Source organism: Flavobacterium arabinosi (assembly GCF_048158725.1).
GTDB lineage: Bacteria > Bacteroidota > Bacteroidia > Flavobacteriales > Flavobacteriaceae > Flavobacterium > Flavobacterium arabinosi.
Window position 1 is genome coordinate 30,959 of the sequence record NZ_JBLNKX010000003.1, and the last position, 22,488, is coordinate 53,446.

General features: G+C 33.3%; 23 protein-coding genes. 9 read left to right on the top strand and 14 right to left on the bottom strand.

The genetic code is table 11. The annotated features are described in order from the left end of the window. Positions 1-164: 164 nt before the first annotated feature. Positions 165-842, bottom strand: a complete 678-nt coding sequence (gene trmD / locus ACM55K_RS06940) for a tRNA (guanosine(37)-N1)-methyltransferase TrmD (protein WP_416849506.1) — start codon at positions 840-842, stop codon at positions 165-167. A gap of 394 nt (positions 843-1,236) precedes the next feature. Here trmD and ACM55K_RS06945 point away from each other — a divergent pair, with 394 nt between their 5' ends. Further along, the gene (locus tag ACM55K_RS06945; RefSeq protein WP_416849507.1) at positions 1,237-2,169 is read left to right on the top strand and encodes a peptidylprolyl isomerase; all 933 of its coding nucleotides are present in this window, start codon (positions 1,237-1,239) and stop codon (positions 2,167-2,169) included. Positions 2,170-2,277: 108 nt separating this feature from the next. Here the strand turns inward: ACM55K_RS06945 and ACM55K_RS06950 are convergent, their stop codons facing one another. Beyond that, positions 2,278-3,177, bottom strand: a complete 900-nt coding sequence (locus ACM55K_RS06950) for an alpha/beta fold hydrolase (RefSeq protein WP_416849508.1) — start codon at positions 3,175-3,177, stop codon at positions 2,278-2,280. A 170-nt stretch (positions 3,178-3,347) separates the two neighbouring features. Next, positions 3,348-3,902 carry a thioredoxin family protein gene (locus tag ACM55K_RS06955; protein WP_416849509.1) on the bottom strand — a complete coding sequence of 185 codons (555 nt, stop codon included), beginning with the start codon at positions 3,900-3,902 and terminating at the stop codon, positions 3,348-3,350. Between the two features lie 120 nt (positions 3,903-4,022). Between ACM55K_RS06955 and ACM55K_RS06960 the strand changes: the two genes are divergently transcribed. Then, on the top strand, positions 4,023-4,358 hold the full coding sequence (locus tag ACM55K_RS06960; RefSeq protein WP_416849510.1) for a tRNA-binding protein: 336 nt from the start codon (positions 4,023-4,025) through the stop codon (positions 4,356-4,358). A gap of 4 nt (positions 4,359-4,362) precedes the next feature. Here the strand turns inward: ACM55K_RS06960 and ACM55K_RS06965 are convergent, their stop codons facing one another. From ACM55K_RS06965 to ACM55K_RS06975, 3 genes are all read right to left on the bottom strand, one after another. Then, complete coding sequence (locus tag ACM55K_RS06965; RefSeq protein ID WP_416849511.1) at positions 4,363-4,911, bottom strand: RBBP9/YdeN family alpha/beta hydrolase; 549 nt, start codon at positions 4,909-4,911, stop codon at positions 4,363-4,365. A 204-nt stretch (positions 4,912-5,115) separates the two neighbouring features. After that, on the bottom strand, positions 5,116-5,499 hold the full coding sequence (locus tag ACM55K_RS06970; protein WP_416849512.1) for a PUR family DNA/RNA-binding protein: 384 nt from the start codon (positions 5,497-5,499) through the stop codon (positions 5,116-5,118). A gap of 69 nt (positions 5,500-5,568) precedes the next feature. Then, positions 5,569-7,347, bottom strand: a complete 1,779-nt coding sequence (locus ACM55K_RS06975) for an ABC transporter ATP-binding protein (RefSeq protein ID WP_416849513.1) — start codon at positions 7,345-7,347, stop codon at positions 5,569-5,571. Positions 7,348-7,550: 203 nt separating this feature from the next. Between ACM55K_RS06975 and ACM55K_RS06980 the strand changes: the two genes are divergently transcribed. The 3 genes from ACM55K_RS06980 (at position 7,551) to yajC (ending at position 10,100) form a co-directional block, all read left to right on the top strand. Continuing rightward, entirely contained in the window at positions 7,551-8,657 is a 1,107-nt protein-coding gene (locus ACM55K_RS06980) for a Glu/Leu/Phe/Val family dehydrogenase (RefSeq protein WP_416849514.1), read from the top strand. A gap of 227 nt (positions 8,658-8,884) precedes the next feature. After that, positions 8,885-9,796 (top strand): transcription antitermination factor NusB, encoded by a 912-nt coding sequence (nusB, locus tag ACM55K_RS06985; protein ID WP_416849931.1) that lies wholly within the window; start codon positions 8,885-8,887, stop codon positions 9,794-9,796. Between the two features lie 31 nt (positions 9,797-9,827). Continuing rightward, the gene (yajC, locus tag ACM55K_RS06990) at positions 9,828-10,100 is read left to right on the top strand and encodes a preprotein translocase subunit YajC (protein ID WP_416849515.1); all 273 of its coding nucleotides are present in this window, start codon (positions 9,828-9,830) and stop codon (positions 10,098-10,100) included. 78 nt (positions 10,101-10,178) lie between these two features. On the opposite strand, the gene ACM55K_RS06995 is transcribed toward yajC, so the two are convergent. The 5 genes from ACM55K_RS06995 to ACM55K_RS07015 form a co-directional block, all read right to left on the bottom strand. Further along, positions 10,179-10,622, bottom strand: a complete 444-nt coding sequence (locus tag ACM55K_RS06995) for a hypothetical protein (protein WP_416849516.1) — start codon at positions 10,620-10,622, stop codon at positions 10,179-10,181. A 307-nt stretch (positions 10,623-10,929) separates the two neighbouring features. Next, positions 10,930-11,517 carry a YdeI/OmpD-associated family protein gene (locus ACM55K_RS07000; RefSeq protein ID WP_416849517.1) on the bottom strand — a complete coding sequence of 196 codons (588 nt, stop codon included), beginning with the start codon at positions 11,515-11,517 and terminating at the stop codon, positions 10,930-10,932. Further along, positions 11,518-12,795: a peptidase T gene (gene pepT, locus ACM55K_RS07005; RefSeq protein ID WP_416849518.1), complete on the bottom strand. Its 1,278-nt coding sequence runs from the start codon at positions 12,793-12,795 to the stop codon at positions 11,518-11,520. It abuts the gene before it with no gap. 179 nt (positions 12,796-12,974) lie between these two features. Beyond that, a complete protein-coding gene (locus tag ACM55K_RS07010) occupies positions 12,975-13,544 on the bottom strand; it encodes a hypothetical protein (RefSeq protein WP_416849519.1) in 570 nt (189 codons plus the stop codon). A gap of 216 nt (positions 13,545-13,760) precedes the next feature. Continuing rightward, positions 13,761-14,186, bottom strand: a complete 426-nt coding sequence (locus ACM55K_RS07015; protein ID WP_416849520.1) for a DUF1003 domain-containing protein — start codon at positions 14,184-14,186, stop codon at positions 13,761-13,763. Positions 14,187-14,497: 311 nt separating this feature from the next. Between ACM55K_RS07015 and ACM55K_RS07020 the strand changes: the two genes are divergently transcribed. Continuing rightward, positions 14,498-15,520: a quinone-dependent dihydroorotate dehydrogenase gene (locus ACM55K_RS07020; RefSeq protein ID WP_416849521.1), complete on the top strand. Its 1,023-nt coding sequence runs from the start codon at positions 14,498-14,500 to the stop codon at positions 15,518-15,520. On the opposite strand, the gene ACM55K_RS07025 is transcribed toward ACM55K_RS07020, so the two are convergent. Both ACM55K_RS07025 and ACM55K_RS07030 read right to left on the bottom strand, forming a co-directional pair. Next, positions 15,503-16,213, bottom strand: coding sequence for a DUF3307 domain-containing protein (locus ACM55K_RS07025; RefSeq protein WP_416849522.1), 711 nt, complete (start codon positions 16,211-16,213; stop codon positions 15,503-15,505). The genes ACM55K_RS07020 and ACM55K_RS07025 overlap by 18 nt on opposite strands. Continuing rightward, positions 16,210-16,821 carry a hypothetical protein gene (locus ACM55K_RS07030; protein ID WP_416849523.1) on the bottom strand — a complete coding sequence of 204 codons (612 nt, stop codon included), beginning with the start codon at positions 16,819-16,821 and terminating at the stop codon, positions 16,210-16,212. Before ACM55K_RS07030 ends, ACM55K_RS07025 begins: the two co-directional genes overlap by 4 nt. A gap of 198 nt (positions 16,822-17,019) precedes the next feature. On the opposite strand from ACM55K_RS07030, the gene ACM55K_RS07035 reads away from it, so the two are divergent. The 3 genes from ACM55K_RS07035 (at position 17,020) to ACM55K_RS07045 (ending at position 19,945) form a co-directional block, all read left to right on the top strand. Then, the gene (locus ACM55K_RS07035; RefSeq protein ID WP_416849524.1) at positions 17,020-17,883 is read left to right on the top strand and encodes a hydroxymethylglutaryl-CoA lyase; all 864 of its coding nucleotides are present in this window, start codon (positions 17,020-17,022) and stop codon (positions 17,881-17,883) included. Between the two features lie 107 nt (positions 17,884-17,990). Further along, positions 17,991-18,542 carry a hypothetical protein gene (locus ACM55K_RS07040; protein WP_416849525.1) on the top strand — a complete coding sequence of 184 codons (552 nt, stop codon included), beginning with the start codon at positions 17,991-17,993 and terminating at the stop codon, positions 18,540-18,542. Next, the gene (locus ACM55K_RS07045) at positions 18,539-19,945 is read left to right on the top strand and encodes a DUF5723 family protein (RefSeq protein ID WP_416849526.1); all 1,407 of its coding nucleotides are present in this window, start codon (positions 18,539-18,541) and stop codon (positions 19,943-19,945) included. The genes ACM55K_RS07040 and ACM55K_RS07045 overlap by 4 nt, the downstream gene beginning before the upstream one ends. A gap of 35 nt (positions 19,946-19,980) precedes the next feature. Here ACM55K_RS07045 and ACM55K_RS07050 read toward each other — a convergent pair whose 3' ends face one another. Then, a complete protein-coding gene (locus ACM55K_RS07050; RefSeq protein ID WP_416849527.1) occupies positions 19,981-22,482 on the bottom strand; it encodes a cation-translocating P-type ATPase in 2,502 nt (833 codons plus the stop codon). Positions 22,483-22,488 lie beyond the last annotated feature (6 nt).

Here is a 22,488-nt window from a genome sequence, read left to right on the forward strand (position 1 = left end):
AATTATGGTTTTTATTAAATCAACATTCACGGATCTCGCCAGAGGTTAATCTAATGTGGGCGCAAAAGTAAAAAAATATTTTGAATTATGAATTATAAATTTTGAATTATTTGCATCCTTATACTGAGGTATTTAGGATTTAAAATGCACTATTAAAATAATTTTTATTCTTCCAGTAAATCCGGTCTTCTATTCTTAGTATGTTCATACGCCATGTCTTCTCTCCATTTATCTATTTTGGCAAAATTTCCACTTGTCAAAACATCAGGAACTTTCCATCCTTTATAATCAGCAGGGCGTGTGTAAATAGGCCCTGACAATAATCCATCCTGAAAACTATCCGTCAATGCTGAGGTTTCATCACTTAAAACACCAGGAATCAATCGGATTAAAGCATCCGATAAAACCAAAGCGCCCAGTTCGCCACCACTTAAAACATAATCACCAATCGAGATTTCCTTTGTGATAAAATGGTCGCGCACGCGTTGATCTACACCTTTATAATGTCCGCAAAGGATAATAATATTCTCGTACATCGACATGGTATTAGCCATTTTCTGGTTCAGGGTTTCCCCGTCTGGCGACATATAAATGATTTCGTCATAGGTTCTCTCGCTTTTCAAATGCGTAATACAAGCATCAATAGGCTGCACTGTCATCACCATTCCGGCACCGCCGCCATAAGAGTAGTCATCCACACTTTTTTGTCGATTAGTGGTGTAATCCCGTAAATTATGAAAATGGACTTCCACCAGCCCTTTATCGATGGCACGTTTCATAATCGAAGCTTCAAACGGACTTCGCAATAATTCGGGGAGAACAGTTACAATATCAATACGCATAATTTCTTTTCTAAGTTTATTTCATCAGTTCGCCTTTCTGGCTCGGGTCAAAGCGCAAAGGTACAAAGTTTTTCTATGCTGAACTTGTTTCAGTATCAGGAGCTATTTCCAGCTTTTCGTTGCAATCTTTTTATCAGCCGAAAAGGCTGATAAAAAGGATTTTCACTGCAAACGAAGTTCACTGAACTCTTATGAAGATAGAAATTAAGTGAAGTAATCTGGGCTAGGGTTTTGTGGAATTGGGAGGTTTTAAAGAAGATATTATGTTTGAATAGTTTCTAAATTAGATTACTGTTTAATCCCCAAACTTTCAAATAACTAAATCAACGAATCCTCTAATTCCCTTTTTAAAATTAATTTCGTAAATTTGCCCTTCAATAAAAATTATACAAAAATGGAAAATGGAATATATGCTAAATTCAACACCACAAGAGGTGCTATTTTAGTAAAACTAGAACACGAATTAACACCAGGAACAGTTGGGAACTTCGTAGGATTGGCAGAAGGAAACTTAGAAAATAAAGTAAAACCACAAGGAGTTAAATTTTATGACGGATTAAAATTCCACAGAGTAATTCCTGATTTCATGATTCAAGGTGGTTGTCCACAAGGAACAGGAACTGGAGATCCAGGGTATAAATTTGATGATGAATTTCATCCAAGTTTGAAACACAATCGTCCGGGAGTTTTGGCTATGGCTAACTCAGGACCTGGAACGAATGGTTCTCAGTTTTACATTACACACATTCCAACAGAATGGTTGGATAACAAACATACTGTTTTTGGACATGTGATAGAAGGTCAGGATGTTGTTGATGCGGTACAGCAAGGGGATGTTTTGGAATCTTTAGAAATTATCAGAGAAGGAGAAGAAGCTAAAAATTGGAATGCAATTGAAGCTTTTATCACTTTCAAAGGTTCAAGAAACAAACGTGATGCAACTTTAAAAGCAGATGCTGAGGCAGCGATGGAAAAACTAGCAGCTGGTTTTGAAAAAACAGAAAGCGGTTTGCGTTACCAATTCATCCAAAGAGGTGAAGGTAAAAAAGCAGAAAATGGAAAAACAGTTTCGGTACATTATACAGGACAACTTCCAGACGGTAAAGTTTTCGACAGTTCATATCCTCGTAAAAAACCAATCGAATTTCCATTAGGAAAAGGAAACGTTATTGAAGGTTGGGATGAAGGAATTGCCTTGTTGCGCGTAGGTGACAAAGCACGTTTTGTGATTCCAGCTCATTTAGGGTACGGATCTCGTGGAGCTGGAGGAGCAATTCCACCAAATGCTACATTGATTTTTGACGTAGAATTAATGGACGTAAAATAGTCTAATTCAGATTGCTGGTTTCAGTTATCAGATAAAATTAAAAAAACCCAAAAACGAAAGTTTTTGGGTTTTTTTATGGAATAATATAGACTCCAAGTTATTTCTAATTTAGATTTCTGAATTTAAAAATTCAAGTAAATCCTTGTTTAATTTATCTTTTTCAATATAAAATAAACCATGTGGAGCTCCTTCGTAAACAATAAATTTATTATCAGGTATTAGCTTTGTCGCTATTTCAGAAGTGATTTCAATAGGGACGGTTTTGTCCTCATCGCCATGAATAATTAATGTGGGCACATTTACCGAAGCCATTTCTCTGCGAAAATCGGTTGTGGAAAATGATTTTGCACATTCTAAAGTAGCGCGTGGTGACGCAAAAGAACACAGCATTCTATAATAATCCAGTAAAGGCGTACTTATCGGTTTACTGATAAAGCTCACTCCGAAAAATGTTTTCCCAAAACTATCCAGAAAACCAATTCGGTCGTCTTTAATTTGTTCCGCCATACCATCGTATTTTTCTTGTGGAACACCATTTGGATTAGAATCTGTTTTTAGTTGGAATGGAGTTACGGAAGATATTAATACCGCTTTTGAAACTCCTTTTCCAGCATGACGACTAAAATAACGTACGACTTCACCACCTCCCATAGAAAATCCAACAAGCGTAACCTCCTTTAAATCTAATTGATCAATAATAGCTTTTAAATCATCTGCCAAAGTATCATAATCGTAGCCATTCCATGGTTGTGAGGATTTTCCAAAACCACGTCGGTCATAAGCAATAACTCTAAAATTATTTTGAACTAAAGTATCAATTTGATACTCCCACATTTCATTAGATAGTGGCCAGCCATGAATAAGAATTACGGGTTTTCCTTGGCCATAATCTTTTACATATAGTTTTACATTTGGTGCTGTTACAATGTATTTATCTGTCGACATATTCGATTCAGAAAAAATATCTTCACTAAGTGATTCGCTTCTGTTAATTTGATTCGTTTCCATAACATTTACTGTTTTCAAGATGAATTTAGTATTTCTAATATTGTAAAATTAGATGTATTTTACAAAAATGGTATTATAGAATTTCTGTAAATAGTTGTAACTTTTTTGTTTTTGGGATAAATAAAAAAAGTATTCTATTGAAAATCAGTATGTTTTTTATATAATTGGAATTATTTCCATTTTATATTACAGCCTATACTGGGTTTTTGATTGGGATTAATTATCCGATTGTAAATGATGCCATCAATCGCTCCACGCAAATCGTTACCACTAAGCGGAATTCCATTTCCAGGTCGGCTGTCGTCTAACTGACCGTGATATACTAATTTATTTTGGTTGTCAAACAAGAAAAAATCGGGTGTACAAGCAGCATCGTATGATTTAGCGACTTCTTGTGTTTCATCATATAAATAAGGGAATTCCATTTTGTTTTCGAAGGCGAATTCGGTCATCAATTCCGGGGCATCTTCTGGATATTTTGAGACATCATTACTGGAAATGGCAATAACACCCATTCCCTGAACGCGATAATCATTAGCAATCATAACAATTTCTTCAATTACATGGCGCACAAACGGGCAATGATTACAGATGAATAGTACCAAAGTTCCTTTTTCGCCTTTTAAATCTGAAAAAGAAAACCATTCGTTTGAATTGGTATCTTTCAAATAAAATTCTGGAGCAACGGTTCCAAGTGATATCATTTTTGAAGCAGTTTTTGACATTGAAGTTTTTCTCGTTTAAAATTTAAGGTTTAAAGTTAAGAAAAAAGGATTGTGTTTTAAATTTAATATGCTATTTTAGATTATAAAATAGTTGGTTTATAACTTTAAACTTAAATAAAAATGATGCTAAGTTGGTCTGAATTTGAAAGAGTAGATATGCGAGTGGGAACTATTCTGGAAGTAAATGATTTTCCCGAAGCTAGAAAACCAGCTTATCAATTAACAATAGATTTTGGTCCAGAAATTGGAATCAGAAAAACTTCCGCACAAATCACCCAACGATATCAAAAAGAAGATTTGCTCAACCGACAGATTGTTGCCGTGGTCAATTTTCCTAAGAAACAAATTGGAAAATTCATGAGTGAATGTCTAGTTCTAGGTGCAGTAGGAGATGAGGGAGATGTGATTTTATTGGCTCCTGATTTTAAAATTGAAAATGGATTGCGAATTGGGTAAAAATTTAGTTGTTAATTTTATCTATTAACTGTTGTAATATCAATTGTCCCTCTTCCCAAAATTCGAGATTTGATTCCGAATTCACATGTCCTTTTTGACCAATATTTATAAAATCGCTTCCCCACATTTCAGCAAAATATTCTGCTCTTTGTGACGAAATATAGGGGTCATTTTCACTTGTAACTACTATTGAAGGAAAGAGCAATTTAGACAATGGCATTGGTGAAAAGTTCCAAATTTTTTCTGGTGTATGTTCGGGAGAATCTACATCGGCGGGTGCAACCAGTAATGTGCCTATTATGTTAGGATTGCTATTGGCGGAAGTCCAATGCATCACTAAAGAAACCGCAAGACTGTGTGCAACCAAAATTGTTGGAGAATCTAATTTCAGTATTGCTTCATTGAGTCTTTCAAGCCATTCTTCTCGAATAGGTTCATCCCAATTGTCCTGAACTACCTTAGTGGCATTTTTATATTTTTTGAGCCAATAGCTTTGCCAATGGTCTTCTCCGGAATCACCCAGTCCTGGGATAATTAATAATTTTATTTCCATTCTAAAATATTTAACTAGTATAAATTCGTCTACAAATATAAAAAGTGTTTAGAAGAATTATTTTGGAATAAAAATATATAATTTAAATCGAAATAAAAAAGACAACGATTATTTCTAATAGTTATATTATAGGTGGATATAAAAAAAGTCCAAAAAATCATTAAGATTTTGGACTTTTTCGTTTTATAAGTAGGCAATTAATAATTAAATATCATCAAATTCTATATCAGTAAAAGTTGATGTTTGTGGTAGGATTTCATCATTATCTGTTTTGTCAGATGCGTATTCTTTTTTGAAATCTTTTTGGTGTCTTTCAGAGATTACTTCTTCGCCCTTGTGGTTCAAAACGTAGGAAGTCATTTCGCCAAGAATTTCTGCAAAAGCAGCAAAGTCTTCTTTGTATAAATAAATCTTGTGTTTCTTAAAATGAAACGATCCGTCTTCTTCGGTGAATTTTTTACTTTCGGTAATCGTTATGTAATAATCATCAGCTTTTGTAGCTCTTACATCAAAGAAATAGGTTCTTCTTCCAGCACGTAAAACTTTAGAAAATATCTCTTCTTTTTCTAACATGTCATTTTCTCTCATAATCCTTTCTGTCAATTTTTTTATTTAATAGCAATCAAAAATCATAAAAATTTATTTATTATACAACAATTATAGTAATTCTTTTTCTGAAAGTTGTTTTAAATATAAGGATGCATAATATCCTTGCTGATTTATCAATTGATTATGAGAACCTTGTTGAATAATTTTTCCGTCTTCAAGAATGATAATATTATCGGCATTTTTAGCTGATGAAACCCTATGACTGACAATTATCGTGGTTTTGTCCTTGCAGATTTCATATAAGTTATTCAGAATAGCTTCTTCAGTTTCTGTGTCAACTGCCGACAAACAGTCATCAAAAAGTAAAATAGCCGGGTTTTTAATAATGGCTCGCGCTATAGAAACACGTTGTTTTTGTCCGCCTGAAAGAGTGATTCCCCGTTCGCCCAGAATGGTGTCGTACTGTTTGTTGAAACCAATAATGTTGTCGTGTACTACCGCATTTTTTGCGGCAGTTTCTACTTCCTCATCAGTTGCATTTTCTTTGCCAAACTTAATATTGTTTTTGATGCTATCCGAGAACAAAAAGGCATCTTGCGGAACAATTCCAATACTGTTCCTTAAATCATACAGGTTCAAAGTGCTTATTTCATTTCCATCAACAATTATTCTTCCGTCGGTAACTTCGTATAATCGGGAAATCAAAGAGGAAATAGTCGATTTTCCAGATCCTGTTTTTCCAAGAATCGCCAACGTTTCTCCTTTTTTTACTTTAAAGGAAACATTCTTTAATGCTTCAATATTCGTGTCTTCATAAGTGTAGCTGACATTTTCGAATGAGATACTACCTTCAATAATAGATTTATTAGGGTTTTTATTTTTTATTTCCGGTTCGATTTTCAGGAATTCATTAAGACGTTTTTGCGAAGCTTCGGCCTCTTGAACCATAGATGAAACCCATCCTAATGAAGCGACTGGCCAAGTTAGCATGTTGACATACAAAATGAATTCTGCGATGGTTCCAATGCTTTTAATAGTTCCATTAATATACATAAGTCCACCAAAATAGATTACAACTAAGTTACTTATTCCTATCAGTGCTAACATTAGAGGGCCGAATAAGGATTGCACTTTTGCCAAATCCAAACTCTTGCTTTTACTTTCATTTGCCAAATCGACCATATTGTTTTGATGTTGGGCTTCTAATGAATACGCTTTAATCACTCGGATTCCAGAAAATATTTCTTGTGAAAAACTGGAAACTTTAGACAGATATTGCTGGAAAATAGTACTTCTTTTATTGATTTCCGAACTTAATTTGAAGATACAATACGATAAAACCGGTAAAGGAAGAATGGTGTACAATGTCAATCGTGGCGATACATTATACATATAACCAATTACAATTGCAAAACGGATAACCGTATTTATCGTATACATTACGGCAGGTCCTACGTACATTCTTACTTTGGAAACATCCTCACTGATACGGTTCATCAAATCACCGGTTCGGTTTTGTTTGTAGAAATTTTGCGACAAGTTTTCATATTGTCTAAAAACTTCATTTTTTAAGTCAAACTCAATATGTCTTGACATCACAATAAGGGTTTGTCTCATCAAAAAAGTAAGGAAACCAGCAATAATGGTGGTGGCAATGATCAATAAAATATTATGTATAAGTTCTTCTCTATAAGTTGAAATGATAATTTGAGAAGTTCTTTCTTGTTTTGAAAGCTTATCAAATGCTTCAATGGCTTTAAATGATTTACTGATCAATTTTGGTGTAAACAAAGAAAATATTTGTGCGATAATTGTAAATAAAATACCAAGGGAAAAGCTGTATTTATATTTGATAAAATATTTATTTAAATAGCGTAATTCTTTCATTTTTTTAAGATATTCTGTGTTGAAAAAGTTTTATTTTTTGATTAATAATCAGTTTTTGACATTACTAAAAATTAATTATTTGTTGTTTGTTATTATGAAATTGATAATTTAACGAATGAATATTAGGATATGTTTATTTTTTATGTAAATTTGATTTGTCTTTTTGACGAATTCGTAATTTATCACTATAAAAATCAATACTTATGAATGCAGCTTTCACAACTGGAAAGGAACTTCAAAAAATGGATCCCGTTTTTGGTCAATTGTCATTTGATAATCACGAGCAAATTGTATTTTGCAACGACAAAGATACAGGTTTAAAAGCAATTATTGGTATTCATAATTCGGTTATGGGGCCTGCTTTAGGTGGTACACGAATGTATAATTATGCGAATGAATGGGAAGCGCTAAACGATGTATTGCGACTTTCTCGTGGCATGACTTACAAGGCTGCTATCACGGGATTGAATATTGGTGGGGGTAAAGCTGTTATCATTGGCGATGCCAAAACCCAAAAAACACCTGAATTGATGCGTAAGTTTGGGGAATTTGTTCATTCTCTAAGCGGAAGATACATTACTGCCGAAGATGTAGGAATGGAAACGAGGGATATGGATATTGTAAGAGATGTTACGCCTTATGTTACAGGGATTTCTGAAGAAAGAGGTGGGTCTGGAAATCCATCTCCTGTGACTGCTTATGGCGTATACTTAGGGATGAAAGCAGCTGCAAAACATCAATTTGGTACAGATGTTTTGGATGGTAAAAAAGTATTGGTACAAGGAATTGGTCATGTTGGAGAAACTTTGGTGGATTATTTGACTAAAGAGGGAGCACTAGTAACGATCACTGACATTAATGAAGAAAGATTGTATGAAGTAGGAGCAAAGTACAATGCAAAAATATTTACAGGCGATGATTTATATAGTGCCGATGTTGATATTTATGCGCCTTGTGCCATGGGAGCAACTATAAATGATGCAACAGTACATAAAATTAAAGCGAAAGTAATTGCTGGTGCGGCTAACAATCAACTAGCAAATGAGAATATTCACGGAGCAATTTTGCAGCAACGAGGAATTCTTTACGCACCGGATTTCTTGATCAATGCTGGTGGAATTATCAATGTTTATGCTGAATTAGCCCATTATGACAAAGCTGAAATCATGCGTAAAACAGAAAATATTTATAATACCACATTGGAAATTATTGATTTTGCTATTGCAAATAAGATGACCACGCACCATGCAGCTTTGACGATTGCCCAAAATAGAATAGATCAAAGAAAGATAGAAAACAGTAATAAGTAGTTTTAGTTTTTAATATTCAGTCGCAGAATTCAGTCACAGTCTTCGGGTTTAACCCGAAACTGCGACTGAATTCTGCGACTGTTTTCTTATAGGACAATCTAAATTAGAACCAAAAGCTTTTTTTGCTGTTTTAATTTTATTTTAAAAAATGAAATTCTTATTTTTGCAGACTAATTAATAAAAGTTCTTACAAGGTGGTAAATAGAAGACACATACGCGTTAAAGTAATGCAATCCATTTATGCGATGCATCAAAGCGGTTCAGATAATTTAGAGAAGGAAGAAAAATTCCTTTTTTACAGTATCGACAATATTCAAGATTTATACCTTATAATGCTTTCTTCGCTGATTGAAATTTGTAAAACAGAAACTATCTTTTTACATAAATCAAGTCTGAAACATCTTGCTACTCCTGAGGAGCGTAAACCCAACGAAAAATTCATCAAAAATCAAATTTTTCAAATTCTTTCCGAAAATAATTCACTAAGTATTGCTCTGGAAAACCGTAAAATCAATAATTGGACTTTAAATGACGATTATATTTTATTGCTTCTTAACGATATAAAGGCCAGTAAATTGTATGAAAATTACATGAGTAATTCTATCAATACATTTGAAGAAGACAGGCAATTTATCGTTGATTTATTCATGGAAGTGATTGTTCCCAATGAAAAATTGTACGAATATTTAGAGGATGATAAATTGACTTGGGTGGATGATATTCCATTAGTGAATACACACATCATCAAGCAATTGAAAGTTATCAAATCTGGTGAGGATGATAATTTCAGAGTTCCAAAATTATACAAAGACAACGAGGATAAAGACTTTGTTAAGGATTTGTTCCGAAAAACAGTTTTAAACGAAAAGGAATTAGCCAAAGAATATGTTGATAAAACTCCTAACTGGGATAGCGATAGAATTGCTGAGATTGACACCATTATTCTTAAAATGGCAATTTGTGAATTTTTGAAATTTCCTTCTATTCCTGTGAAAGTTACTTTAAACGAATATTTAGAAGTTGCCAAAGAATATTCTACACCAAAAAGTAGTATTTTTATCAACGGAATTTTAGATAATTTAGTAAAAGAGCTTGAGGCCAGTAAAAAAATTATTAAAGCCGGTCGTGGTTTAATGTAATATTTATAAATAAAAAAAGAGAATTAAAATTATGGGACAATTAACTCAATTTGCGCCGTTTCTATTAATGTTTGTGGTAATCTATTTCTTTATGATCAGACCACAACAAAAAAAGGCTAAAAGCGAAAAAGAATTTGAAAGCACTTTGAAAGTAGGAGACAAAATCATTACTAAAAGTGGTCTTCACGGAAAAGTTTCTGAGTTAGCTGATACAACTGTTGTTATTGAAACGATGTCAGGAAAACTAAAAATGGAGCGTTCCGCAATTTCTATGGAAATGAGTGCTACTCTGAATAAAAAGTAATTTCACTTTAATGAATTAAAAAAGTCCCAACCGATTAGTATTCGGATTGGGACTTTTTTTTAATAAAAAATAACAGAATTATTTTTTATTCTTTTTATTCTTCTTTGCTTTTTTAGATTTTGCTTTGGCTTTTTTAGCTTTTATCTTTGCTTTGACTTTCGCTTTTTTAGCTTTATCTTTTTTGGCTTTTTTTGCCTTTTTGGCTTTTGCTTTCGCTTTTTGTTTTGCTTTTTCTTTTGCGTCAGCTTTTTTAGCCTTTTTCTTGTCTTTATCTTTCATTTTTACTTTCTTTTTAGTTTCGTTTTTACTTTTTTTCTTATTTGAAACGTCAATGTCATCCTCTGGATTAATGGTGTAAATTTCTATAGTTTCCGTTATGATTTCTTCAATTACCGGTTCTATAATTTCAACTGGATCTTCCGAAGGTTTGGTTACTTTAGTTTTTCTAGCGCTAACTGGCTTATCAATTTCAGGTTTTTCGGGAGATACTGGGGCAGTTTCCGCTTCTTTCTTTTGTATCATAATTTAAAGTATTAGTATTATTTTATACAATTAAACCAAATAGTTGTTCTGGTGTTAATAAATTATTAAGTGATTGTAAGTAAATATAGTGATTTAATACACTGGTCAATGTTAAGTTTTTCAGAATGGTTGGTATAATTCATTCTGATTTGCAACAAATAGTAATCAAGGAAGGAAGTTTAAATTGGGTATGGTTTCTTTTTCAAAAGATTTAAGAAGATGTTTTGAAAATGAATCTTAGGTGGAGATTGTGATGAGGTTGAATAAAAAAATCCCAATTCTGATGCTTCAGAAATGGGATTTGATTTTATCGGTATTTGTCATTTAAACCAATGTTTTCTACTATCATTGGTTTTATTTTTTCAATTCGGGAACGTTTGGTTTCTTCTCTTTTTGCAGTTTCAATATATTCTAAAAATTCTTTTTGTTTGTAAGGAGAGAATTTTAGAAAAGCTTCCGCTAAATCGGTATCAGCATCTAATTCCTTTTGAAAAAGTTCAGAAATTATACTTTTTCCTTTTTCAGGTTTGAAATTTTTTCCTTGCTTTTCATTTTCTATAGCTTCATGAATATAATGTAAAACTGCCTTTTCATCGACTTCATCTTTGGATGAAAACCGCCATTGTCGCAAAGATTTAGTAACTCCTTCTTGCGCATTAACTAAAACGTATTTTTCATCTTTCAGGAAAACGCCATTAAAAAACCAAATCGTAAAATAGTTTTTGAATCCTCCAATTCCAAGCACATTCTTACCATTTAGGACATAAACACAACCGGCCCATTTCGTGGTTTCGATGAGTTCCGTTTGAGCAATAATTGATTTCAGAAATTCTAATTCTTCTGACCAACTATTGTTTTTATCCCAAATGTGTGTATTGGTTTTTAGTGGTTCCAATTATTTTTTATTTTTAGCTATTTCTTCCGTTTTAGTGAAATCACCTCCTGCGGTTAATTCGGCAATTTTTACAATTACGTTAACTGCTTTTTGCATACTTTCTACAGGAACATATTCGTATTTTCCGTGGAAATTATGCCCACCGGCAAAAATATTTGGACAAGGCAATCCTTTATAGGATAATTGAGAACCATCTGTTCCGCCACGAATAGCTTTTATAAGTGGTTTTATATCCAATTCTCTCATCGCCTTTTCTGCAATATCCACAATATGTTTTACAGGTAAAACCTTTTCTTTCATGTTGTAATATTGATCTTTTATCTCAGTAATAACGATGTTTTCACCAAATTGTTTCGCAAATTTCTTGTTGATTTTTCGAGTGATTTTCTCAATTAATTCTTTGCGTTTTTCAAATTTTTTCTTGTTATGATCCCGAATGATAAGTTCCAATACTGTTTCTTCGATGCTTCCCGTTAAATGATGCACATGAAAAAATCCCTCGTAGCCTCTGGTTTCTTGAGGTGTTTCTTCTTTTGGTAATTCATTTATAAAATCGTTGGCGATCAACATGGAGTTAATCATTTTACCTTTTGCATAACCGGGATGAACGCTTTTTCCTTTGAAAATAATTTTGGCACCAGCCGCATTAAAATTTTCATATTCCAGTTCGCCTACTTGGCTGCCATCCATAGTGTATGCCCATTCAGCTCCAAATTTCTCCACATCAAAATGGTGCGCACCACGACCAATTTCTTCATCCGGTGTAAAGCCAACTCTTATTTTTCCATGTTTGATATCTGGATTTTGTATTAGGAATTCCATTGCGGTGACAATTTCAGTAATACCTGCTTTATCATCAGCTCCTAATAATGTTGTTCCGTCAGTAGTAATCAAAGTTTGCCCTTTATAAAGCAACAAATCTTTAAAATAGCTAGGTGATAATACAATGTTTTTATCGGCATTTAAGATAATATCTTTGCCATCATAATTAGGGACAATTTGGGGTTTCACGTTTGCTCCGCTAAAATCAGGAGAAGTGTCAAAGTGAGAAATAAACCCGATAGTAGGCACTTCATGATCTACATTACTTGGCAAAGTAGCCATGATGTAAGCTTTATCATCAATTGTCACGTCTTGCATTCCAATAGCTTTCAATTCCTCCACCAGTTTATGGGCTAAATTCCATTGTTTTTCAGTGCTTGGCGTAGTTTCTGAGTTGGGATCAGATTCGGTATCTATAGTTACATAACCAATGAAACGGTCAATAATTTTTTGCATGTTATTTTGTTTGTTTTATGCAAATATAATCATTTTTTCAGGAGCTTTTTTTTAAGAAATCTGTTGCTCAGATTTCATTTGTAGCAGTGGACTACGTTTATAAGAAAATGGAAAAAAGAGAATGTTTCATTGTGAAACAGGGTTATAAGTATGAAAAAACCACCCGAAGGTGGTTGGAATTAATCTCTGATCTTATTTAGTTTTTTATTGTCTTTGTCAAGATCTTCCTGAAGCTTATTAATTTTAATCTGCTGTTTACTAAGTTTTATTTTTTCTTTTTCAATTGCGGTAGAAGTAAGTTTCCCTCTGGATTTTTTCTTTTCAAATTTTTCAGTTCGCTTTAGCAAATCCTTTTTAGCATTGGAAAGCTTGTTTTTGGTTTTGCTTACTGATTTTTCGCCCGAAAGGATTTTGTTTTGTTTTTTACTAAAGTCTTTCTTCTCTTTTTCAAAATCTTTTTGTTCTCGCTCTCTTTTTTTAACTTCTTTCGCTGCTTTTTTCTCTTCTCTGATTTTGTCCTTTGCCGCTTTTTGATCCCTGGTGTTTTGCTCAGCAGTTACAACCACTGTAGTGTTTGTCGTAAGTACAGTAGCAACAGTTAAGGAGTCTTTGCTCATTGGTGTTACTGTGCTTGTGGTTTCAGCCGTTAACGGCGGCAGGCTGCTTGCTGACTCGATTTTCGTTTCTTGTGCAAAAAACAATTTAGAACAGGAAAGTAATAGGATGGTAAAGATTAATTTCATTTTCATAAGGCTACTTGTCTGGATTCAATTTTAAAAATCGAATAATTTCTTACAAGGTAAGCTGTTTCCTTTCAAAAAAAAGCTCTTTTTATGTTAAATCGATGGTGTAAGGTTTGGGGGCAATAGCATGCCGAGGCAGCAACATTATGATGCGATAACTAAAGTTTTTGATTTTTAAGGCGATGCTATTGATGAAGCCATTTTTTAAAAGCTGTCTAGCTTTTATTTTAGTGCATTTTTTTTCATTTCTTGTAGCATTGTGATAATTACATCTAATTTTTCAACCTCTAGTTTATTCAACTTTATTGTCAAAGCTTCTATTTCCAGTTTTGCTTCTACATTCGTTTGGTAATCCGCTTGTGCCTGAACTCTGTCTCTATCATTTTGTCTGTTTTGTGACATCATAATAATAGGTGCCGCATAAGCTGCTTGTGTTGAAAAAAGAAGATTCAGTAAAATAAAAGGATATACGTCCCAGTGATACATAAACCCAATCACATTTAATGCCATCCAAAGCACCACCAAAATCGTTTGAACAATAATGAATTTCCAAGAACCCATTCCTTTAGCTACGGAGTCTGCTAAACGGCTGCCAATGCTTAATGTTTCAATGTGTTTTTGATGCCAGTTTTTTTTGTGATTAATCATATGGATAGAATTTAGTTTAATTTAACTGAAATAAATTTCGAGTAAATATATGTAATTTAACGGATGTAAATATTCTTATAAGTCTTCAGTTTTTTAGTTTAATAAAAAATACGAATAAGAGGTCATTTAAAACAAGCTATAGTTTTAAAAATAAGATGATTAGTATTGGTTTTGTGATTGAATAAAAGATTAAGTGGTGATTGTGTAATTAATCATTGTTTCCAATAAATGAAAATGATTGGTAAAATTATTTTCCAAATATTTAATTATTGAAGAGATAGTTCTATTTTTGCACCACCAACACAATAACCATGTATAAATTACTTATTCGTCCGATACTTTTTTGTTTTGATCCAGAAAAAGTTCATTACTTTACTTTCTCATTGATTCGTTTCTTGTCTAAAATTCCAGGATTTTCATTTATTTTTAAATCGCTTTACGAAGTAAGTGATCCAAGATTAGAAACCGAAGTTTTTGGATTAAAATTTAAAAACCCGGTAGGTTTAGCTGCTGGTTTCGATAAAGATGCCAAGTTGTATAAAGAATTATCTAATTTTGGTTTTGGTTTTATCGAAATAGGGACTCTTACTCCAAAAGGACAAGAAGGAAACCCTAAAAAACGTTTGTTCCGTCTTAAAGAAGATAGCGCGATTATCAACAGAATGGGGTTTAATAATGGCGGTGTTCAGGAAGCGGTAGAACGATTAAAAAGCAATAAAGATGTTTTAATCGGTGGAAATATTGGAAAAAATAAACTAACGCCAAACGAAGAAGCAACTTCAGATTACGAAATTTGTTTTGATGCGTTGTATGATTATGTGGATTATTTTGTGGTAAATGTTAGTTCGCCAAATACGCCAAATCTCCGCGCTTTACAAGACAAGGAGCCATTGACACAATTGTTACAAACACTGCAAAATAAGAATTTGGCTAAGCCAAAGCAAAAGCCAATTCTATTAAAAATCGCTCCGGATTTAACCGATGAGCAATTACTGGACATTATAGCTATTATCAAAGAAACAAAAATCGCAGGAGTTATTGCTACTAATACCACCATTTCAAGAGAAGGATTACAATCCGAAAACAAAACAGAAATGGGTGGATTGTCAGGAATACCATTGACAAAACGTTCTACTGAAGTGATCCGATTTTTATCAGAAAAAAGCAATAAAGCCTTCCCTATTATTGGAGTTGGAGGAATCCATTCTGCTGACGATGCTTTAGAAAAACTGGAGGCAGGAGCGTGTTTAGTGCAATTATACACCGGGTTTATTTATGAAGGGCCAGCTTTAGTAAAAGCAATAAACAAGAAAATTTTAGAGAGGTTGCAATAATCCGAATGCTACTAAAAGACCTGTCACTATTGCGATTCCAAAACTCAATAGCGTTCCAATAAGAACATATTCAGTAAGTTTCCTGTCTTTTGCTTCTTTGAGGTCCCCAAATCGGAAAATAGATTTTGCAGCCAATAGAAAACCTATGGCTTCAAAATGATTTGTGATGATAAAACAAAAAACGAATAATCTTTCCAATATTCCAATGTAATTCCCGGCATTAGATAATGATTCATCATTTTTTTTATTTTCGGGAGTCCAAATTGAAATGATATTCTTTATGATAATTGATGTGGGTTTTGTCAATAGAATTAGTCCAGTCGCAAATATCCAAAATTGATTGTCAAATGCGTTGAAATCGATACACTCCTTCTTATAAAGTAATGTGATCCCTATTAGAACAAGAATATGCATGGTTTGATCAATTATAAACCAAATACGTTTTGTTTTCTTTTTCTGAAATCTTAGTTTTAAGTAATCTATTCCTCCATGCGTTGTTGCCAATACAATCGCAAACCAAATAAAAGCGATTTCGCCAACAAAAAGGCACGCTAAAAGTCCATGTAAAAGTGTATGAAGATAAAGGAAAATACTTTTGTGCTTTTTATCCTCTTTGTTTAGCACCCATGAAGTAGGCTGCAATACAAAATCACCAAGCAAATGTGCTAGAAGTAGTTTTATAAAAAGAATCATACGGTACTGTTTTTTATTTTTTTTCTGAAATGATTCTCTAATTCTAGTGCCAAATCAAATTGTGCTCGTTTTCTTCTTCTGCTTACAGCAGCTTGATTTATACCTAGTTTAATTCCAATTTCTTCTTGTGAAAGAGATTCATTTTCTATAGCTATCAGAACAAATTCCGCCGATTGGACCAGCCAATTATCCATAAAGGTTAGCCCTAAACGAAGCATTAGATTTATTTCAGTGTCAAAATCAGAATTGCCGGAATTAATGGCTAAGGTAGTTTTTTGCTTTTTTAAAGTTTCAAAAAGTTGGCCAGAACGGATAAAAGCACTCCCGTTACTTTCGGAAATTTTTTTTGCTTTATACGTTTTATCTCCAAAACCAATACTCATTCTCGCATCAAGTTTCAGCGTTTTTAGATAGGCCTTAATTTGTAAAGCGGTGAGTAGTGCTTCCTCGGGATTTGTAACTTCAAGCTGAAATTCGTCACCGCGATAAATTTCCCATTCACCCGGGTTTTTACCTTTGGTGTTTAATAATTTTTTCAAGCCTTCAATCCAAATTTTAGAAGGCAGTTTTCTTGAATTGACAATGTCACCAGTTATTATACTTATCATATTTCAAATATAATTAAAAAATCAAGTCCCTTTTTAAAAATTAAATATTGATTTATTACCAAATAACGTAATAATATTTTATATTACCAAATTATGTAATAATTTTAATTATTACCAAAATATGTAATAATATTAGTTTACTGAAATTTAAAAATCATAATTTAAAAATCATAATTGTTTTTCTATCTTTGGATTTCTATGGAGCCAATAAAAATTATAGAATGTCCACGCGATGCCATGCAAGGTATTAAACAATTTATTCCCACAGAACGAAAGGTATCTTACCTACAGTCTTTATTACGCGTTGGATTTGACACCATAGATTTTGGGAGTTTTGTTTCACCAAAAGCGATTCCACAAATGCAGGATACTGCCGAAGTTCTGGCACAACTTGATTTGTCTCAAACCAGAAGCAAACTTCTTGCGATTATTGCCAATACACAAGGTGCATCTCTAGCTTCAGTTCACCCTGAAATACACTATTTAGGTTTCCCTTTTTCGATTTCTGAGAATTTTCAAATGCGAAATACGCACAAAACAATAGCAGAATCTTTAATCACGTTACAAGAAATTCTGGAAATTGCCGATAAAAGTAGTAAAGAAGTGGTAGCCTATCTTTCGATGGGTTTTGGTAATCCCTATGGTGATCCTTGGAGTACAGAAATAGTAGGGGAGTGGACTCAAAAATTATATGATATGGGAGTGAAGATTCTTTCGCTTTCGGATACGGTAGGTAGTTCAACACCGGATGTAATCTCTTATTTATTTTCGAATTTAATTCCAAAATATCCCGAAATAGAGTTTGGGGCCCATCTTCATACTACGCCTGATAAATGGTTTGAGAAAATTGATTCCGCTTACAAAGCGGGTTGTCGACGATTTGATGGTGCTATTCAAGGTTTTGGCGGATGCCCAATGGCAACAGATAATTTAACAGGAAATATGCCCACGGAGAAATTATTGTCTTATTTCACTTCGCAAAAGGAAAATACAAATACAAGTCCTATGAGTTTTGAAAGCGCTTATAATGAGGCTTCTAAATTATTTGGAGAATTTCATTAGAAAAAAGAAGTATTTTAGATTTTATAATATTGAGAAATAATAATAATAAGAACTTTGATGCGTTCGGAGTTTAGTAATAATGAGATTGATTTTAATAAATAAACAGAATGAAACTACTGGGTTTTAATAGGATTTTAGGAATACTAATTCTGATACTATTTTCCGCTGCATGTACAAGTGATCTTGACTTTAATCAGGTCAATGATTTGAAATTAGAACCTGTTTTTATTTCAAATTTGGCTTATTTTGATGTTCCGGCAAATCAATTTGTGCCTAATGGTGTAGAACAACCTATAATTGCTGACACACCAACTATTGATATTTTTAATGATGCTTTTTTTAAAGACAATTTAGCAAAAGCCGAATTCTTTTTTGAAATCAATAATACGATAAAGAGAGCCTATACGTTAGATTTAGTCTATCTGGACAGAAATAATCAGGCTCTTTATTCCACTAATTTTGCTATACCCGCTTATACTGGTGTTGAAAATTTGGTCACCAAAACTGATGTGTTTGCAAATGCTAAACTTGATTTGTTGAAAAGAACTACTAAAATTGCTTTCATTCTCAAGATGCTTCCTGGTCCGATATTAAATGAGAGCAGCACAGGGAGTTTAAAATTACGTTCAAGTGTAACCGCTTATTTAGTTGTAGAATGAAAAAAATAATCTTGCTTTTTGTTCTATTTATATCGGTTGAATGCGTTTCTCAAAACAAACAAATTTTATATAATTTCACCTCTGTTCCTCAGTCTTTAATGACTAATCCGGGTTCTGATGTTAAGTATAAACTGTATTTTGGAATTCCGTTATTGTCGGGTATTTCTGCAAATATAGGCTCCAGCGGTTTTTCGGCCTATGATTTATTTGCAAATGACGGCGTTGATTTTAATGTAAAATTGCGAAATGTAGTATTCTCAACTACCAGAAGGGATAAAGCTGCAATAAATGAGCAAATAGAATTATTCAATGGTGGTTTCAAAATTGGGGATTGGCAAAACAAAGCATATATTTCTTTTGGAATGTATCACGAATTTGATTTTCTGAGTTATATGCCTAAAGATTTAGCCATACTTGCTTTGGACGGAAATAGAGATTATTTAGGAAAAGTGTTTGATTTAAGTGATTTGAATGTAAAGGCTGAAATGCTTTCGGTTCTCCATATTGGATATCATAAAAATATAAATGAGAACTTAATTGTTGGGGTTCGAGGAAAAATTTATTCCAGTGCTTTTAATGTCACTTCGACTAAAAACGCGGGATATATTTATACGATTCCTTCTAATAATGGAATTTACGAACAAGTTATTTCTTCGGATTTAGAACTCAATACTTCAGGGCTTTCAAAATATATTGATGAGGATTATTCAGGAGATGCGGTAAAAGATATTTCTAAAAAAGCTTTTTTTGGAGGTGATTTAGGACTTGGTTTCGATGCTGGACTTACGTATTACCCGAAAAAAAATATCCAGTTTACGGCAAGTATTGTTGACGTTGGATTTATAAAACATTCTAAGGATGTAGAGAGTTTTACACTTAAAGGGTATTATAAATATGATGGGATAACTCCAAAATTTACAAGCGGAGGTTCGGTAGGGAATGTATATCAGGAATTTAAAGATGCTATTCCATTAGATACATTATATGTCAAATATACTACTTGGCGTCCCGCGAAGTTTAATTCCTCTATTCAGTATTCATTTGATGATTCAAGAAGTGAAGACTGTAATTGTAGTGGCACTGATTTCGCATATAAAAATGCTGTGGGCGCTCAATTATTTGTTATGTCAAGTCCAAGAACTCCTTTTATGGCTTTTACGACCTATTACAGAAGGAATATTCTCGATAATTTACAAATGAAAGCGACCTATACTTTAGATTCCTATTCTTATAAAAATATTGGCTTGGGATTGTCCGCACAATTTGGAAAACTCAATTTATATGTTTTGGCTGATAATCTTTTAGAATATCATGACTTGTCAAAAGCCAATAGTCTTTCTTTTCAATTTGGACTTAATGTTATTTTTAAGGATCATGAAGGGTTTTTTAAAGAAGAAAAATAGATTAATATCATATTACCTTTTGTGTTGACGGAGTTTTACGTGTGATTTTTTCTTTTAAACCATTTGTAAATTTCTATCCAAAGTACCGAAACAAATCCCACTAAAATACTTAAACCTATCTGAAAACCAGAAACTCTTTCGAACTGAAAAAAATGAGCAAGTAGAGGAACAAACAGTAATAGAGCCGTGATTAGAATAGTTACTCCAATTATTATTAGGACTAAATTATTTTTATATCTGATAGTGGTAACTAGTGAATAATAAAAGGAACGGTTGGTAAGTGTCAGTAAAATATTTGAAGTAATTAATGTGAGGAAAACGGTAGTTCTCGTCACACTTTCGGAACAATTATCTACCACACAATAACGGTAGACAAATAAAAGTCCCATTGTGATTATTAGACCTTGAATAATACTAATGGCAATCTCTTTAAGGTTGAAAAAAGTATTGGTAAAAGGTCTTGGTTTGAGTAACATCAAATTGCGCTCCATTGGTTCATTTTCATAAATGATAGAACAGGTTGGTCCCATGATTATCTCCAGAAAAATGACATGAACCGGCGAAAAAATATTTGGGTAAATCCATCCTAAAGCCAAAGGAATAAGGACAATCATGATGATTGGGATATGTATAGAAATAATGTATTGTATGGCTTTTTTTAGATTATTATATATTTTTCTACCCATAGCAATGGCATCAATCATTTTAGAAAAATCATCCTCTATAAGGATAAGATTGGCTGCTTGTTTGGCAATTTCAGTTCCTTTCTTACCCATTGCAACCCCTATATGTGCTGATTTTAAAGCGGGTCCGTCATTTACGCCATCACCAGTCATGGCTACAATTTGATTGTTGTCTTTCAGTGCTTTTATGATTTTGAGTTTGGCCTCAGGAAACATTCTTGTGAAGATGGCAGTTTCCATCACTTTTTCTTTCAAAGTGGCATCGTCCATTGCCATTAATTCGTCTCCGTTTATTGTTTTTTCTGAGTTTTGAAAACCAATTTGTTTAGCGATTGTGGCTGTGGTCTCCGCATTATCACCTGTAACTATTTTTACTTGAATGCCAGCCTTGTAAAATGTTTCAAAAACCGCTTTTATGTTTTCTTTTGGGGGATCATAAAAAGCGACTAAACCTTTGAACTCAAAAGGAAATTCTTGTTGTGTTTTTGGATAATCTGTTCCTGAAAATTCAACAACGCCTACACCTAGAACGCGAAATCCTTCTTTAGCCATAGTTGTCATTGCAGCAAGGATTTGTTGTGTTTCTTTTTCGGATAAATTAGAGCATGCAATTAATGCTTCCGGGGCACCTTTGGCAGCAATAATTCTGGTTCCGTTTTGGTTTTCAAAAACATGCGTCATCATAGGAGGTTTCCCATTCAATGGATATTCATGTATTAATCTGAAATTAGGGCGTTCATCGGTAATTTCTAATTTTGAATACGCTTCATGTAAAGCAATTTCCATTGCGTCAAACGGTATAGGTTCACTAGCCCACATAGAGAGCGTTAATAATTCTCGCTCGTCATTATTTAGTAGTTCTTTTGGATTTGAAATTTCATTCGACGAAAAAGTATACCATTGTGCCAGACTCATTTTATTTTCGGTAATGGTTCCTGTTTTATCGGTACAAATTACTGTGGCACTGCCTAAGGTTTCAACCGTTTTTGTCTGTTTTGCAATAATCCCCATATTCATCAATCGCCAGGCACCAAGCGCCATAAAGGTGGTGAAAGCAACTGGGATTTCTTCAGGAATAATACTCATCGCTAAGGTTAATGCTTTCAACAGACTGTCTAAAATATCTTTGGAATTATAATAATTAATAAGCCAAACAATGGCAAAAATGACTAACCCAATGAGGGACATTTTTTTTACAAAATTCCCAATTTGTAATTGCAAAGGTGTTTTTTCTTCAATAATTGTTTCCAGACTTTTACCTATTTTGCCCAACTTGGTTTTGTTGCCAATAGCTGCTACTTCACAAATTGCTAAACCGCTGGTGACAATTGTTCCCAGGAATACCTGATTATTTTCTGAAGCTTCATTTTTAAAAACTGCGAGCGATTCACCTGTAAGTATGGACTCATTTATGGAAAAATCATTGGATTGAATGATGATTCCGTCTGCGGGTATAAAAGTGCCTTCTTCTGTTTGAATAAAATCACCTAATACAATTTCCTCGCTTGGTATTTCAATAATTTCGCTATTGCGAATAACTTTGCTTTTGGGCTGAGATAATTTCTTTAGGGCTTCAATGGCGTTTCTGCTTTTCGATTCTTGATAGAGCGAAATGGTTGAAACCAATAGAATTGCTACAGCCATGAAAATTCCATTGCCGAAATCTCCGGTAATGAAATAGATGCTGGTTGCAGTCAGAAGCAACAAAAACATAGGCTCTTTAACCATTTCGATTAAAGAAGTGAAGAAATTATTTTTATCTTGATGGGTTATGGAATTAGAACCGTACTTTTCTCTTGATTGCAAGACTTCAATATCTGAAAGTCCTTTTAATTGCTGTTTAGTTTCTGTCATTGAAAA